Annotated in this window: 13 protein-coding genes; 8 read left to right on the plus strand and 5 right to left on the minus strand. The window is 63.4% G+C overall.

From position 1 onward, the window contains the following. The first annotated feature begins 37 nt into the window (after positions 1-37). Entirely contained in the window at positions 38-499 is a 462-nt protein-coding gene (locus tag F506_RS20295) for a cupin domain-containing protein (RefSeq protein ID WP_053200443.1), read from the plus strand. An 83-nt stretch (positions 500-582) separates the two neighbouring features. Further along, positions 583-1,518 (plus strand): cupin-like domain-containing protein, encoded by a 936-nt coding sequence (locus F506_RS20300; RefSeq protein ID WP_053200445.1) that lies wholly within the window; start codon positions 583-585, stop codon positions 1,516-1,518. A gap of 7 nt (positions 1,519-1,525) precedes the next feature. Here the strand turns inward: F506_RS20300 and F506_RS20305 are convergent, their stop codons facing one another. The 3 genes from F506_RS20305 to F506_RS20315 form a co-directional block, all read right to left on the minus strand. Then, complete coding sequence (locus F506_RS20305) at positions 1,526-2,944, minus strand: surface lipoprotein assembly modifier (RefSeq protein WP_083458116.1); 1,419 nt, start codon at positions 2,942-2,944, stop codon at positions 1,526-1,528. Between the two features lies 1 nt (position 2,945). Continuing rightward, a complete protein-coding gene (locus F506_RS20310) occupies positions 2,946-4,352 on the minus strand; it encodes a transferrin-binding protein-like solute binding protein (RefSeq protein ID WP_144424133.1) in 1,407 nt (468 codons plus the stop codon). A 155-nt stretch (positions 4,353-4,507) separates the two neighbouring features. Beyond that, positions 4,508-5,134, minus strand: a complete 627-nt coding sequence (locus F506_RS20315) for a response regulator (protein WP_053200450.1) — start codon at positions 5,132-5,134, stop codon at positions 4,508-4,510. A gap of 120 nt (positions 5,135-5,254) precedes the next feature. On the opposite strand from F506_RS20315, the gene F506_RS20320 reads away from it, so the two are divergent. Continuing rightward, positions 5,255-7,072: a hybrid sensor histidine kinase/response regulator gene (locus F506_RS20320; protein WP_053200452.1), complete on the plus strand. Its 1,818-nt coding sequence runs from the start codon at positions 5,255-5,257 to the stop codon at positions 7,070-7,072. Positions 7,073-7,184: 112 nt separating this feature from the next. Here F506_RS20320 and F506_RS20325 read toward each other — a convergent pair whose 3' ends face one another. Then, complete coding sequence (locus F506_RS20325) at positions 7,185-8,456, minus strand: HD-GYP domain-containing protein (RefSeq protein ID WP_053200454.1); 1,272 nt, start codon at positions 8,454-8,456, stop codon at positions 7,185-7,187. A gap of 144 nt (positions 8,457-8,600) precedes the next feature. Then, entirely contained in the window at positions 8,601-9,209 is a 609-nt protein-coding gene (locus F506_RS20330) for an FMN-dependent NADH-azoreductase (RefSeq protein WP_053200456.1), read from the minus strand. A gap of 198 nt (positions 9,210-9,407) precedes the next feature. On the opposite strand from F506_RS20330, the gene pdxR reads away from it, so the two are divergent. The 5 genes from pdxR (at position 9,408) to F506_RS20355 (ending at position 15,005) form a co-directional block, all read left to right on the plus strand. Beyond that, a complete protein-coding gene (gene pdxR / locus F506_RS20335; protein WP_053201814.1) occupies positions 9,408-10,832 on the plus strand; it encodes a MocR-like pyridoxine biosynthesis transcription factor PdxR in 1,425 nt (474 codons plus the stop codon). Between the two features lie 123 nt (positions 10,833-10,955). Continuing rightward, positions 10,956-11,414, plus strand: coding sequence for a carboxymuconolactone decarboxylase family protein (locus tag F506_RS20340; protein ID WP_053200457.1), 459 nt, complete (start codon positions 10,956-10,958; stop codon positions 11,412-11,414). A gap of 58 nt (positions 11,415-11,472) precedes the next feature. Continuing rightward, positions 11,473-11,793 carry a DMT family transporter gene (locus tag F506_RS20345; RefSeq protein ID WP_053200459.1) on the plus strand — a complete coding sequence of 107 codons (321 nt, stop codon included), beginning with the start codon at positions 11,473-11,475 and terminating at the stop codon, positions 11,791-11,793. Positions 11,794-11,957: 164 nt separating this feature from the next. Beyond that, positions 11,958-13,880: a hybrid sensor histidine kinase/response regulator gene (locus tag F506_RS20350; RefSeq protein WP_053200461.1), complete on the plus strand. Its 1,923-nt coding sequence runs from the start codon at positions 11,958-11,960 to the stop codon at positions 13,878-13,880. Between the two features lie 333 nt (positions 13,881-14,213). Next, positions 14,214-15,005, plus strand: a complete 792-nt coding sequence (locus F506_RS20355; RefSeq protein WP_053200463.1) for an ABC transporter ATP-binding protein — start codon at positions 14,214-14,216, stop codon at positions 15,003-15,005. Positions 15,006-15,009: the final 4 nt, after the last annotated feature.

Raw genomic sequence — 15,009 nt, forward strand, 5'->3', positions numbered from 1 at the left:
TGAGGAGGCAAACCCGCAAAAACCGAGGAGACGTGCAATGAACCAGAAAGCCGACAAGTCCTTTGACGAACGCCTGAGCGGACGGCTGTCGCCCACCGTGGGCGGTTCGACCTATGTCCGTCCGCAGGAAATGGACTGGAAGCCGTCGCAATTCGAGGGCGTTGAAATCAAGGTGCTCTACGAAGACAAGGAAGCCGGTGAAATGACCTGCCTGCTGCGCTGGCAGCCGGGCACCACCTTGCCGATGCACAGGCATGCCGACCTGGAGCAAAGCTATGTGCTGGCGGGATCGTTTTCCGACCACGACGGCATCGCCCACGCCGGCGAATACGTCTGGCGCAAAAAGGATTCGCTGCACGAGACCCACAGCGCCGAGGGCTGCATCATCCTGGCGATCTATCGCAAACCCAACATCTTCAGGAATAGCGCAGGTTTCGACCCGGCTACCCGCAAGCAGATAAAGACGCAACGCGCCCCCGTGACGAAACAGGAAAAATAGGCGCAGACATTGTCTGCACCTGCCCCGGAGCAAGTCGGGACGTGGCGAAAGCCATCGCGACGGGCATAGTAAAATCGCGGACGATGAACAAGATACCGACCGACAGGCAAGGGTCGCCGGCCCCCTCCCGATCAGCCCGACTGCTGCCGCCACGGCCGGACACACCTCTGTCGCCGGAAGCTGCGCTCGCCAGAAAACAGGCCCGCGAACAGAAAGACGCCCAGGTGCGCGGGGTCGCCTCGATCGCGGACATGCGCGAGGCCATCCGGCACGCGAGCCGCGGCCTGCCTCCCCTCTCCGAAGTACCGCGCGTCGGCGTCCTCGACGCCGTTGCATTCAATGCGCAGGCAGCGAAAGGCCTGCCGTTCATCATTACCGATCTGGTCGAAAAATGGCCGCTGTGCGCACTGACGCCGCAAGACCTGCGCGAAGATTTCGGCGAGCTGCAGGTGCGCGCGCGGGTCGGCGATTACGTCAACACCGCGTTCGCCACCGACCGCGCGATGCAGGACATGCCGCTGCGGGAATATCTCGATCTGGTGGCCGACGCCGATGCGGATCCCGGCTTGCCGCCGTACGTGGGCAATCTGGAAATGCGGGCGCTGAACAGGCTGTGTCACTGGCCGGCCTATTTCAGGAAGATGGGGCCGCCGCGTTTCTGGCTCGGTCCTGCACGCACGGTGACCCCGTTGCATTGCGACTACGACGACAACATCTTTGCGCAGATCCGCGGCGCCAAGCGCATCTTTCTGGCGCCACCGCATCACGATGAATTCCTCTATCCGCGCGAGGCCAACGCTATCCTGTTCGGCTCGCCCTTCGATCCCGAAGCGCCGGATTTCGACAGGTTCCCACTGGCGCGCCAGGCGGCGCTGACCGAATGCATCGTGCAAGCGGGCGAATTGCTGTATGTGCCGGCGGGCTGGTACCACCAGGTGCGCGCGCTGACGTTTTCGCTGTCGGCCAATCGCTGGGCCAGGGCGCAGCCGCTGGTGTTGAGCGGCGCCGCCCCGGCGTGAACGCCCTTCAGAACTGCATCTGCACGCCCAGATTGGCCATGTTGCGGCGGAAGTAGCCGTAGCCGATGTTGGAAGGATTGTCGATGTGCGTGTACTGCGCACGGATCACCATGTTGCGTCCGGCGTAGCGGCTGACGTCCCACAGCGCCGAAAGCGAACCGATCACCTGGCGATCAATGCGCGGCTGGTCGAACAAGGCCATCGCCTGGTCGTAGCGCACATCGGTGTAGCTCAGATTGGCGCCGAGCAGCACATCGGGATGAACGCGATATTGCAGGTAGACGCTGGGACCGGACAGGCGGCGTGAATACACCGCGGCGCGGGCCTGCTCGCGCTGCCACAGATATTCGCCGCCGACTTGCAGATTGGGCGTCAGTTGCGCGATCGCGCCCATGCCGCCCTGCCAGGTATCGGCATCGCGGCTGCTGTCGGTGTGGACGACGCGTTTGGCATAGCCGCCGATGGCGGTCAGCGAGACCGTGTCGTTGAGTGCGTGCGCAACACGGCTCACCAGGCCCGGCGACGTTTCCTGCAAGCGCCCGTCGAGACGCGAGTAGCGCACGTTGGGCTGCAGACTGGCGGACCAGGCCTTGTCGCTATAGACCAGCGCGCTCGCCAGCGTGGTGCTGTCGTTGTTGTAGTCCTGCCGATCGAAGTAACCGGTGCCGAACCATGCCGCCTGGAACAGCAGCGAGAAACGCTCATCCAACCGTACCGCGTAGCTGCCGTTGAGTCCCAGGGCGGCGCCTGCCGATTTGCGCGGCATGGCCTCTTCCACCAGGTCGAAAGTGACCGGAATCCCGCCAATGACGGCCGGCACGCTGCGCGAGACCGGACCGGCATTGGTGTTGTCGTCCCAGGTCATGCCCATGTACAACTGCAACGCCCATGGCTTGTCCCTGGAACCCAGGCTGGCCGAGACCGGATCGTTGGGGCGCAATTGCGCCGACAGCTGATCCAGCATCGCGCGCGCCTGGCCTTCGCTGGCGCCGGCGGCCTCGGTCAGCAAGGTCGCAGCATCCGCCTGGCGTCCCATGGCCAGATACAGCCCGGCCAGCTCGATCCTGGGCGCCGCAGCGCCGGGAGCCAGCGCAACGGCGCGGCGATAGTATTGCTCGGCCTGCGCGCGCGCATGCGTGGCGCTGGAACAGCGTCCCAGCAGCAGCATGCGTTCGGCTTCGGTATCGTCCTGCGGCAGCGTGTCGCGCAGCAGCGCGCAGGCCAGGTCGGGACGTTTTTCGGCGAGGGCGCGACGCGCGAACGCCAGCTCCAGCGCATTCTGTTCGCGCAGCGCCGCTTGCCGCCCGCCGGCATCGGCATCGCTCTGGGCACGGGCGGGATGGATGACCGCTGCAAAGCACAGAGTCAGACACAACGCGCGCGGCACGGCGCGATGTAGGGACGACCGGGAAAGAGATGCGCTCATGTCAGCGCTGCGCCTTGTACGAACCTGTTCCGGTCAATGAGCCGCCGCCGTTCTGCATGGACCAGCTGCCGGCCAGTCGTTCGCCCGTCGGGCCGTAAAAGCGGCCGTTCATCACGAATCCGGTCACCGCTTGCCCCCCATACGTGCCCGACATCGAGCCGCCGAGGTAGCCGCCCAGCAGCGATAGCGTAAAGGTCGTGCTGCCCTGGCCGTTGGCGAAAGTAATGCTCCCCGGGACAACCGGAGCGCCGCTCTTGATCGTCGCGAAATCGACCGTGGCCTGGAAGGTGCCGCTCACGCTCGCGCCCGAGTTGAGCGTACCGCCGACCGGACCGGTATAGGTGGCTTGCATGGACGTCGGAAAGCTCGCCAGCGGCGTGACCATGTTGGCCGTGACATAAGCGAACGACTGTTGTTGGGCTGCGTTCGCGGCGGCCTGCTCCTGCCGCTGTTGCAGCAATGCGGTATTGGTGTCGCTGCTGCTCGCTACGGCGCCGGCGAGCATGGCCGCCTGCAATGCCGCCGCTACTCCCGCCGGTGCGGTGGCAATGCCTCCCGCGCTGATCCCCACGGCAGCAGCGGCGCTGCCTTGGCCCAAAGCCAGATGCGCCGCGACCTCGCCGGGCGTCGCCGGTGCGGCGTGGGATGTTTCGCCATCGCCGAGCAAGGCAAGCAGCTGCTGCCGGCGTGGCGCCGGGGGTGCGATTTCAGGCGTGAGCGACGATTGCGATGCGGTCCGCAGCTCTTGTCTTATTTCTTGTTTCGCTTCTTGCTGCAGGTCTTGTTTTGTCTGTTGAGCCTGTTGCGTTTGCGGCGTTTGCGGCGTTTGCGGCGTTTGGGATGTTTGGGATGTCTGTTGCGCCTGCTTTGTCTGCTCTTGTTTCGTCTGCTCCTGCGCCTTCACCTGTTGTTGCGGTTGTTTCAGTGTTTCCTTGAGCTCCTGCTCCTGTTGCACCGTCTGCTGCGATTCCTTCGTTGTCTTTTGCTGCCCGGGCTGCCCCTGCTGCTCCTGCTGCTCTCGTTTCGCCAGTTGCTGCCCGGCCTGCTCCTGCGCCGTTTGCTGTTCCTGCTTCGTTCGTTCTTGCTGTTTTATCTTTTGCTGCAGCCGTTCCAGGGTTTCCTTGAACTGCAGAGCTTCCTTCTCCCGTTGCTGTTGCCCTTGCTTCGTTTGCTGACCGGGATCGGCATTCTGGAGTTCTGCGCGCTGCTGCTGGATCAGCGAAAAAATCGACGTCAGCTCCATCCCTTCCATGTTCACCGGCGATGCTCCTGCCGGAACCTGCGCCGGCGCTGCGGTCGCCAGCGCCATCAACGGCAAACCCAGCGACAGGCGGATCATTGCAGGAATACGCAGTGCGGATCCGCTGTGACGAAGCCCCCGGACGTGCGGCTGACGAGTGGTTGGCATGCTCTCCCCTTGAATTGCCGATAGCGGCGATTGTTTTCTGTGGGCATCATGCTAAAACCGGGCGGGACGGGGGTAAATACTGCATTTGTAGTATTTGCCGCGGCTGCGGTGATTAAGAACCTGTTCACGATCCCGTCGCCGGTCGCGAACGGGCTCTAAGGCGAAGGGGCGAACAGGTTGCTGCGCAGGGCGTAGGCGGTGACTTCGGCGACGTTGTGCAGCGACAGTTTGACCATCAGGTTCTGGCGATGCTTGCGCACCGTCAGCACCGACAGATGGAGCCGGGCGGCGATGTCGTTGCTGGAAGCGCCTTGGGCGATGAGCGCGAGGACTTGCTGTTCGCGCGCGGTGAGGGCTGCCGGCACCGGCGGTGACGGCAAGTCCGTCATGCTGCCGAGCCCCTTGCTGAGATAGACGATGCCCGACAGCACCAGGGAAATCGCGTGCAGCAGTTCATCGGCATTTTCATGCTTGAGCACATAGCCGTCGGCGCCGGCCTCGAAAGCCGCTCGCACCGATGCAGCGCCGGGGCTGCCGGTGAGGATCAGCACGCGCACGTTCGGCAAGGAGGCCTTGATGCGCCGGGTCAGCTCGATGCCGTGCAGGCCGGGCAGGTCGAGATCGAGCAGCAGCAGGTCCGGCTGGTGTTCGCGCAGCAGCCGCTCGACCTCGCCGCCGTCGCCGGTGTCGGCCACCACGCACAGATTCGGCCGCGTCGAAACAAGCAATTTGAGACCGTCGCGAATGATCGCGTGATCTTCCGCCAGCACTATGTTTTTCATTCCCGCCTTCTCCCCAGCAAGGCAAGCCCGCGCTCGCGCCTGTTGATCAAATGAGTTCTACAGTAAACTGCCTTGCAACCCGGCAAGCCTGCCGCCCGTAGCCAACGGTATCCCACCACAATGACACGCCTGCTCCCCACCCAGGACCGCTCAGTGTATCTGGAACTGGTCAATACGCTGTATCGCCAGTCGCCGCCGATCTTCCTCGGCAATGCTGCGGTGGCGGGCCTGACGATGTTCCTGCTGTGGAACGAAGTGGCTCATGCCGCGTTGCTCGGCTGGGCGGCGGCGATCTATCTGGTCACCGCGCTGCGCATCGTGCTGGTGTGGCGCGATCGCCGCAGCCTGGGCACCGCTGCAGAGGCCACGACATCGCGCCGTTGCTGGCGCTACGTCGCGTGGGCGGGCGTATCCGGCTGCCTGTGGGGCGCAATGGGGCTGCTGTTTTTCTCTCCCGAGAATACCATCGTGACCGTCTACATCTGCATCGTGCTGGCCGGCATGACCGGCGGCTCGGTGGCGTCGCTGTCGTCGTTCTGGCCGGCCTATTACGTCTATGCCCTGCCGACGGTGCTGCCGTTCGCCATGCGCTCGTTTGCGCACGGCACCCATCTGTTTTCGGTGCTTGGCGTGCTGTCGCTGTTCCTGCTGGGCGTCAACCTGGCGTATAGCCGGGTGATCCAGCGCACCGTGCGCGACGCCATTGCGCTGCGCTTCGAGAACAATGCCCTGATCCGCCAGCTTACCGAAGAGAAGGAACGCGCCGAACAAGCCAATCGCAGCAAGTCGCAGTTCCTCGCCGCGGCCAGCCACGACTTGCGCCAGCCGGTGCATGCGCTCGGCCTGTATATCGCCACCCTGCGCACGGTGGCCCAGGCGCCGCATATCGAGCCCGGCACGGTCGACATGCTGGCCGGCCGGTTGCAGTCGGCGCTCACCGGCATGTCGCAGTTGCTGAACGTGCTGCTGGATATTTCGCGCCTCGATGCCGGCGTGGTGCGGATCGAAAAACACCGCTTCAGCGTGCAGGAAACCTTCACTCTGCTGGCCAACCAGTTCGCCCAGGCCGCAGCCGCCAAGGGCTTGCAGCTCAAGGTCAGGCCCACCACGGCCTGGCTCGACACCGATCCGGTGTTGTTGCACAACATCCTGGCCAACCTGCTCTCGAACGCCGTGCGCTATACGGAAAACGGCAAGATCCTGCTCGCCTGCCGGCGCCGCGGCGGCATCGACGGCGAGGCGCTGGAGATCTGCGTCATCGATACCGGCGTGGGTATCGCGGTCGATCAGTTCGCGCATATTTTCCGCGAGTTCTACCAGGTCCACAACATCGCCCGCGACCGCGAGCAAGGCCTCGGACTGGGACTGGCGATCGTGCAGCGCACCGCCCAGCTGATCGATGCGCGCATCGGCCTGCGCTCCGTCCCGGGCAGAGGCTCGTGCTTCTCGCTGCGCCTGCACGGGCCTCTTGACGCCGCGCCGCCGGACGTTCAGCCCGCTTTTGCCACCCCGGCTCCCGTCGCCAGCGCTTCCGCCACACCGAACGCCACCGTGCTGGTGGTCGACGATGACAAGCAGGTGCTCGACAGCATGCAGATCCTGTTGCACAGCTGGGGTTACACCGTGCTCTTCGCGCGTTCGCTGGAACAGGCGCTGGCGGCACTGCACGACGACGCGCACCGGCCGGACCTGGTGATCAGCGACTTCCGCCTGGCCGATAACGTCACCGGCATCGATGTGATCCGCGCCGTCTTTCAGGCCACCGGCGACGAGGTCCCGGCCATCATCGTCACCGGCGACACCTCGCCGCAAGGCATCGCACTGGCCAGCGCCAGCGGCTATCAGGTGCTGCACAAGCCGCTGGACCCGCAGCAACTGCGCGCAGCCATCTCGCAGCTGCTGCTGGAGCCGCGGCATCGGAGCAGTGAGCGGGACTGAAGGTGGGACTAAAGGCGGCACTGAAGGCGGAGGAATGCCGCGATTGCCACATCGAAGGTGTGAGATGCGCTCCGCGCAACCGGGCGATCCCGGAGATGGAAACCGTACCTGATCAGCGCGGTTGCAACGTCATCGGCTGCATCCACAGTTTGTTGAGTCCGTTGTACTTGAGCCATTCCTCGCCGCCGCGCTGGAGGATGCTGTCGCTTGCCGCCGGATCGGACAGGTCGATGATTTCCGAATCGATGATGTCGCCGTTGTTGTCGTAGCGGAACGCCTTCACCACCGGCTTGGTCAGCCCGCCCGCGCTCTGGCGGATCACTAGCCCGAGGCGGCCGGATTCCATTTTCAGCAGCGACCCAATTGGATAGATGCCGAGCGTCTTGACGAAGGCCGACAGCAGGGTCTTGTCGAAATGGCCGCTCCAGGACGCCATGGCGGTGAGCGACTCGGCCGGATCCCAGCCTTTTTTGTAGGGACGGTCGGAAGTCACCGCGTCGTAGACGTCGCAGATCGACGCCATGCGCGACAGCAATGAAATGCCGGCGCCGCTGAGGTTGTCGGGATAGCCCGTGCCGTCGATTTTTTCGTGATGATGCAGGCACACCTCGATGGCGTATTGCGGGATGTTGGGATTCTTGATCAGGTGGTTGTAGCCGAGCACCGGATGGCGGCGCACGATGTCCAATTCGGCCGGCGTCAGGCCGCCCGCCTTGTGCAGGATCGGCACCGGGATGAAGGCCTTGCCGACGTCGTGCAGCAGACCCGCGAGACCGGCTTCCTTGCAGGCGGGTTCATCCATGCCGATGGTGCGGCCCAGGGCCACCATCAGCGTGCAGACGGCGACCGAATGCATGTAGGTGTAGTCGTCGGCAAGCTTGAGCCGGACGATGCTGGTCATGGCGGCGCTGTTGCGCATGATCGACGCCGTCACCTGATCGACCAGGTCGACGCAGCGGTCCATGTCGATGACGCGGCCCATGCGGATGTCGGCGAACATCGCCTTGGTGGTGTCCTTGGCGTTTTCGCACAACCGTTGCGCCTGCTCCAGCTCTTCGAAGAAAGGATCGGCGCCGATGGCGACCGGCAATTCATCGCGCAAACCCGGTGCGGCTTCGGCGCTTACGGGTTCAGCGCCGGACTCCGGACCGGCCTCTGGTTCTGCTTCCTGCTGTTCCGGCTCTTCCACCGCGACGTCCTTGCCCTGCTCGACGTCGATCCAGCAATACATAATCCCGCTGCCGCGCGCCTGCTTCAGATGGGCGACGTCTTTCAGCAGGAAGCGATTTTTCCAGAACGGGTGGTCCAGCCATGCAGCTTCGAAGCCGCAGAAGTACATTCCCAGTTCGAGTTCGTCGACTTTGATCTTTTTCAAAAGGCTCATGTTTCTGCAATCTGCTCAGGCTAGGACGAATGGCGCGCTGTTTTAGCGTTGATTATCTCTCCGGCCCAAATAGTATTGCAAACGTGCAAAGCGCGACTCTTTTTTTTACCTATTGTTAAAAATGAAATAGTTTTCCGAGCTGTATCAAGTGAAGTGCTTGCGCAGCGCCTGATCCGCGTCGGCACGGGCCTGAGCCAGCGCATGCGGGCCGAATGCCGTCCCCTGCACCGAGAAAAAATGCAGGTCGTGCAAGCCGATCGATGCCAGAATGGTTTTCAGATAGGTCGTCAGGAAATCCGGCTGACGCGCTCGCTCGCCGGAGTACACGCCGCCGGACGACACCGCGATGTATACCGGCCGGTCGCGCAGCGTGCCGATCTTTCCCTGCGGGGTTACATCGAAGGTGCGCCGAATACGCACCACATGGTCGATCCACGCCTTCAATGCTGACGGCACCGTCAGGTTATGCATGGGTGTGCTGATGAGAACTGCATCGGCCTGCTCCAGCTCGCAGATCAGTTGTTCCGAACGGGAGATGGAACCCTCCACAGAAAATCCCGCCGGCTCCCGGGCCGCGCCTAGCACGTCGGCATAGTTGGCGTCGACATGCGCCACGTCGCCCTCGGCGGCGTTGCGCCGGACTACCGCCAGTGCAGGCGTACGGCTCTGCAGGAAGCTGATGATTTTCTGGGAGAGCCGGTAGCTCTCGGATTCTTGCCCCCGCGGGCTGCAGCTGAGATGCAAAATGTTCATTGTTGATTCATTCGAAGTTCAGGTTTCAGGATTGAGACATTGGCGTTCATTTTAAGAAGCCCCATGCTTCATCCCCAAGATCCATGAATTGGCATTTTGATTGATCCATGATGGAATAAATTCGCCTTGCCTGTACATCGGCACCAGTAGCATCATGGCATGGTCAATTTCAAATTCCGAGACAACTTTTACCAGACCATGCTTCCCCCCAAGACCAGCCCCGCCAGTCCCCTTGCGCCTCTGGATCCGCAGGCAACGGCGCCGTACTATCGCCAAATCTACGACCGTTTCCGCAGCGCCATCGCCGCCGGCGTGCTCAAGCCTGGCGACCGTATTCCGTCGGCCCGCGCGCTGACCCAGGAACTGGGACTGGCGCGCGGCACCATCGAGGCAGCGTATTCACTGCTGGCGGCGGAGGGCTATATCCAGGCGCGCGGCCAGGCCGGCACCATCGTCACGCCCGACCTCAGGCCACGTCTGGCCGGGGCCGGATTGCCGCCACCTGACCAGGCGCCGGCCAGCAGTTTCCGGCCCGATTCCATCCTGCCGTTCCAAATGGGCCTGCCCGCGCTCGATACCTTCCCGCGCAAGATCTGGGCGCGCCTGGGAGCGCGTTGTGTGCGCGCCATGCAAGCAGCCGACATGGCGCACCCCTCGGTCTACGGTTTGCCGGCGCTGCGCACCGAGATCGCTTCTTACCTGCAACTGTCGCGCGGCATCCGATGTTCTCCGGCTCAGGTGTTCGTCACTGCCGGCTACCGCCATACCATGGAATTGATCTGCCACTCCTTGCTGAAAAGCGGCGACCGCATCTGGGTCGAGGATCCCGGCTATCCTCCCACGCGCGAGTTGCTGGCACACATGGGTATGAACGCAGTGCCGGTGCCTGTCGACGAAGACGGCATGCAGGTCGCATATGGCATCGCCACAACGCCGCGCGCACGCGCGGCCGTAGTCACGCCGGCGCATCAGAGTCCGCTGTGCGTGTCGCTATCTCTGCCGCGTCGGCTGGCCTTGCTGGAATGGGCGGCGCGCAGCGGCGCCTGGATCGTCGAGGACGATTACGACGGCGAATACCGCTACGTCAGCCGCCCGCTGCCGGCGCTCAAGAGCCTCGACCGCGACGGTCGCGTGCTGTATGCAGGCACCTTCAGCAAGGTGCTGTTCCCAAGTATCAGGCTGGCCTACCTAGTGGTGCCGGAGTCGCAGGTGGAATGCTTTGCGGCGGTCAGCCAGGTGTTTGCCGCAGGCATTCCGGCGCTCACGCAGGAGATCGTCACCGCCTTCATTGCGGAGGGGCATTTCGCACGCCACATCCAGCGCATGCGCAAGCTCTATGTCGAACGCCGCGACGCCGTCCGCAACGGACTGGAGCGCGTGCTCGGCAAGTACATCCGCATCGAATCGCCGCCCGGCGGCATGCACCTGATCCTGCGCCTGCGCGGCCGCATGTCGGACCGCAAGCTGGTGGCGCGCATGCGCGAGGATGGCCTGTACGCCGAAGCGCTGACCGACTGGACCACCGACGGCGCGCGCGTGCCGGCGCTGCTGGTCAACTTCACCAACGTGGCCTCCGAAGCTGCCGCCGAAGCGCTTGGACGGCGCATCCTGGCGCTTCTGTAAGTGATGGACGCCATGTCGCATCCGCCGTCATGGTCCATAATCCAAGTCTATTTATGGACCTTCCAGACTAGGCCAAGCCGGCGCACCATGGAGTCTCTTCAATGACAAACACAAGGACTCATCATGAACAAGCGCATCGACTACGCCAACGCGTCACCTGAAACTTACAAGGCCTTCGGCGGCGTCTACTCCTCCCTACTCAAAGGCAGCCTGCCAAAGGCGCTGATCGACCTGGTCTACCTGCGCGTGTCGCAGATCAACGGCTGCGCCTTTTGCATCGACATGCATACCCGCGACCTGCTCAAGTCCGGCCTGGCCATCGACAAGCTGGTGCTGGTGCCGGTCTGGCATGAAGGCGGCGCCCTGTTCAGCAATCGCGAACGCGCCGCACTAGCCTGGGCCGAAAGCGTGACCCGCGTTGCCGAGACCGGCGTGCCCGACGCCGACTACGCCGCGGCCGCAGCCGAGTTCAACGCCAAGGAACTGGCCGATCTCACCTACGCGATTGGCCTGATGAACGCCTTCAATCGTTTCGGTGTTGCTTTCCGTCCCGCCCCTGCTGCTGCTGCAGCTTCCGCTTAAGGCATTTTCTCATCGCGCCCGGCCGCACGGCCCGGCGCATTAACCACGGATATCTCCCATGGCATGGCTACTCTTGAGCATTGCAGGCGTACTTGAAATCGGCTTCGCCTTTGGCATGAAGGCCTCGGCCGGCTTCACGCGCCTGATTCCTTCGCTGCTGACGGTCGCAACCGGCCTGTCCAGCGTGATCCTGCTGTCGCTGTCCTTGCGCACGCTGCCGGTAGGCACCGGATATGCGGTATGGACCGGCATCGGTGCGGCCGGCACGGCGCTGTTGGGCATGGTCCTGCTGGGCGACTCGATAGCGCCGCTACGCCTGCTGTGCATTGCGCTGATCCTGGCAGGTGTGATCGGGCTCAAGCTGGTGGCTACAAGCTGACCTTCTCCCGGGCGCCGCCGTTGCCGGGAGTCCTACACAGCGTCGAGGTTGAAAGACTGTGCCGCTCCCGGCATACTGCACCATACCCTCTGCTGGCCCATGCTGGTGAGCATGCAGCGCTGTTGCGTCCGGTCATGCGCGGAGGCCCTCGATAAGGAACACCGATGCACAGCAGTCAACCCGCCCACCTGGCGCTCACCGATGCACAGCGCTTCCAGCTGATCATTTCCGCCATCCGCGACTATGCCATCTACATGCTCGACCCGCAGGGCAAGGTCACCAGTTGGAACAAGGGCGCGCAGCAGTTCACCGGCTATTCCAGCGAAGACATCCTTGGTTCGCATTTCTCCGTGTTCTACCCCCTGCCGGAGCGCGAAGCCGGCCTGCCCCAGCGCGCGCTCGACGTAGCGCTGCGCGACGGCAAGTTCGAGGACGAAGGCTGGCGCCTGCGCAAGGACGGCACCACGTACTGGGCCAGTTCCATCATCGATCCGATCATCGCCGACGACGGCGAACTGCTCGGCTTCGCCAAGATCACGCGCGACATCACCGAGCATAAGCTCGCGGCGCAGACGCTGCAGGCCAGCGAGCAGCAATTCAGGATGCTGGTGCAAGGCGTGACCGACTATGCAATCTACATGCTGTCGCCGGAAGGCAAGGTCACCAACTGGAACGCCGGCGCGCAGCGCATCAAGGGTTATACGGCGGAAGAAGTGATCGGCACGCATTTCTCCAACTTCTACACCGAGACGGACCGCAACGACGGCCTTCCCGAGCGCGCCCTGATGACAGCCGCCGAACAGGGTCGCTATGAACAGGAAGGACTGCGCGTACGCAAGGACGGCTCCACCTTCTGGGCGCACGTGATCGTCGACGCGATCCGCAGCGAGCTGGGCGATCTGATCGGCTTCGCCAAGGTCACGCGCGACGTCACGGAACGGCGCGAGACCGCGCTGGCCCTGGCGCGCGCCAACGCGGCGCTATTCCAGTCGCAGAAGATGGAAGCACTGGGTCAGCTCACGGGCGGCGTGGCGCACGACTTCAACAATCTTCTGGCGGTGGCCTCGAGCGGTCTGCAATTGCTGACCGTGCAGTTTCCCGAACTGGAAAATTCGCGCTCGATGGAAAGCATCCGCCGGGCATTGTCGCGCGGCGCGATCCTGACCCAGCAGCTATTGTCGTTCGCGCGGCAACAACCGCTGCAACCGGAAACGCATGAGGTCAATACACTGATTGCCGATTTCGAATCGGTGCTGCGGCGCGCGGGCAACTCGTCGATCCAGTTCGACATCCGCAAGCACCCCACGCCGGTCATGGTGAGACTGGACGCCACACGCTTCGAGACTTCCCTGCTGAACCTGGTGGTCAACGCGACGCAGGCGATGCCGGGCGGCGGCAAGGTCACCATCGCCACCGACAAGCTGACGCTGCGGGACAAGGCGGTGGGCACGCTGCCGAGCGGCGTCTACGCCAAGATCAGCGTGACCGACAACGGCAGCGGCATGACCCCGGAAGTACAGGCGCGCGTGTTCGAGCCGTTCTTTACCACTAAGGAAGCCGGCCAGGGCACCGGCCTGGGATTGAGCCAGGTGTACGGCTTCATCACGCAATCGGGCGGCGAGGTCACGCTCTCGAGCGAAGTCGGCGTCGGCACCTGTTTTACGATTTACATCCCCGTCGACACCGATGCCGACGCCGAAAATGCGCAGAACGCCGACAAGCAACGCACGGAAACCGTACTGATCGTCGACGACCAGCTCGACCTGCTCGACATCACCGCCGAATTGTTCCGCACCATGGGCTATGAAGCCTACACCGCCACCAACGGCGCCGAAGCATTGGAAGTGCTGGAGCGCGCGCCGCAGATCGACATCCTGTTTACTGATGTGATCATGCCCAACAGCATCAGCGGCATCGAGCTGGCGCAGATTACGCGGCAGCGCCATCCCACGACCAAGATCATCCTTGCGTCAGGCCATCCGTTCCCGGCGCTGACGTCCAACCAGCAGCTGAGCAAGGAATTCGCGTTCCTCAACAAGCCCTATCAATTGGCCGACCTGGCCAGGATCCTGCGCAGCAAGAATTGATGTGACGTCCCTGGTTGGCGTGCAGTGCATGCGCGCGCCAACTTTGGGAGCGGTGCAACATGCGCACGCATTCCGTGCGCCATCCGCAGCCCGGCAATGCATCGGCCCGGCTACACTGCCCCTCCTTTCCCCCGTCCCCTTCCCTACCGGCGTACGCCGCAATAAGCCGTCGGCTGCCGTTCGCATACCTTGCGCGGCTTCCGACCGGCGCCCGGCCCATACCATTGGCACGCCTTCTGCTTAGGAAATAGATTATGCATTATGCATAATTATCAATAGGCAACATTCTCAACCGATCCGTGGACGGCGGCGTCCTCATCTTTTATGGAGCACATGTTGGAGAACCTGCTTGAAGTCAACAACCTCAGCCATGCCTTCATCAAAGCCAACGGCGAAGAAATCAGGATCTTCCGGAACCTGAATTTCCACGTCGGGCAGGCCGAAATCGTGGCCATTGTCGGCCGCAGCGGCGCCGGCAAAAGCACTTTGTTCAACCTGATTTCCGGTCTGCTCACGCCGAGCGCCGGCAAGATTTCCCTAGGTGCGCGCCCCGACGGCCGGCCTGGCAGCATCGCCTACATGCTGCAGAAAGATCTGCTGCTGCCCTGGCGCACCATCCTCGAGAACGCCGTGCTGGGCATCGAACTGCAACGCCCCGTCACCGACGCCGACCGCACGCGCGCACTGGCGATGCTGGCCCGTTACGGCCTCGAATCCGTCGCCAACGCCTATCCGCATTCGCTCTCGGGCGGCATGAAGCAGCGCGTGGCGCTGACACGCACGCTGCTGTCGGATCCTACCGTGGTGCTGCTGGACGAACCTTTCTCCGCGCTCGACTACGAAACCCGCCTGATGCTGGAGAACGACGTCATCAGCCTGACGCGCACCGATCGCACCAGCATCATTCTGGTCACCCACGACATCGACGAAGCCATCGCCATGAGCAACCGCATCGTGGTGCTCGGCGGGCGGCCCGCCAAGATCACGCGCGAAGAACACATCGTGCTGTCGGTGGAAGGCGACCGTGACGCCGTCACAGCACGCGGAGCGCGGGAATTCCCGGTGTATCACAAGGAAATCTGGAACGCCCTGCGCGCCAGCGACGTCGCGCATGCCGGCGTCTGATCGA

Origin of the sequence: Herbaspirillum hiltneri N3 (assembly GCF_001267925.1) — a bacterium.
GTDB classification, from domain to species: Bacteria; Pseudomonadota; Gammaproteobacteria; order Burkholderiales; family Burkholderiaceae_D; genus Herbaspirillum; species Herbaspirillum hiltneri.

Bases quoted from the DNA above. Each gene is read 5' to 3' on its own strand.
- F506_RS20345 (WP_053200459.1), top strand. From the start codon at position 11,473: ATGGCATGGCTACTCTTGAGCATTGCAGGCGTACTTGAAATCGGCTTC.
- F506_RS20320 (WP_053200452.1), top strand. From the start codon at position 5,255: ATGACACGCCTGCTCCCCACCCAGGACCGCTCAGTGTATCTGGAACTG.
- F506_RS20315 (WP_053200450.1), bottom strand. From the start codon at position 5,134: ATGAAAAACATAGTGCTGGCGGAAGATCACGCGATCATTCGCGACGGT.
- F506_RS20340 (WP_053200457.1), top strand. From the start codon at position 10,956: ATGAACAAGCGCATCGACTACGCCAACGCGTCACCTGAAACTTACAAG.
- F506_RS20330 (WP_053200456.1), bottom strand. From the start codon at position 9,209: ATGAACATTTTGCATCTCAGCTGCAGCCCGCGGGGGCAAGAATCCGAG.
- F506_RS20305 (WP_083458116.1), bottom strand. From the start codon at position 2,944: ATGAGCGCATCTCTTTCCCGGTCGTCCCTACATCGCGCCGTGCCGCGC.
- F506_RS20295 (WP_053200443.1), top strand. From the start codon at position 38: ATGAACCAGAAAGCCGACAAGTCCTTTGACGAACGCCTGAGCGGACGG.
- F506_RS20355 (WP_053200463.1), top strand. From the start codon at position 14,214: ATGTTGGAGAACCTGCTTGAAGTCAACAACCTCAGCCATGCCTTCATC.
- F506_RS20325 (WP_053200454.1), bottom strand. From the start codon at position 8,456: ATGAGCCTTTTGAAAAAGATCAAAGTCGACGAACTCGAACTGGGAATG.
- F506_RS20310 (WP_144424133.1), bottom strand. From the start codon at position 4,352: ATGCCAACCACTCGTCAGCCGCACGTCCGGGGGCTTCGTCACAGCGGA.
- F506_RS20350 (WP_053200461.1), top strand. From the start codon at position 11,958: ATGCACAGCAGTCAACCCGCCCACCTGGCGCTCACCGATGCACAGCGC.
- pdxR (WP_053201814.1), top strand. From the start codon at position 9,408: ATGCTTCCCCCCAAGACCAGCCCCGCCAGTCCCCTTGCGCCTCTGGAT.
- F506_RS20300 (WP_053200445.1), top strand. From the start codon at position 583: ATGAACAAGATACCGACCGACAGGCAAGGGTCGCCGGCCCCCTCCCGA.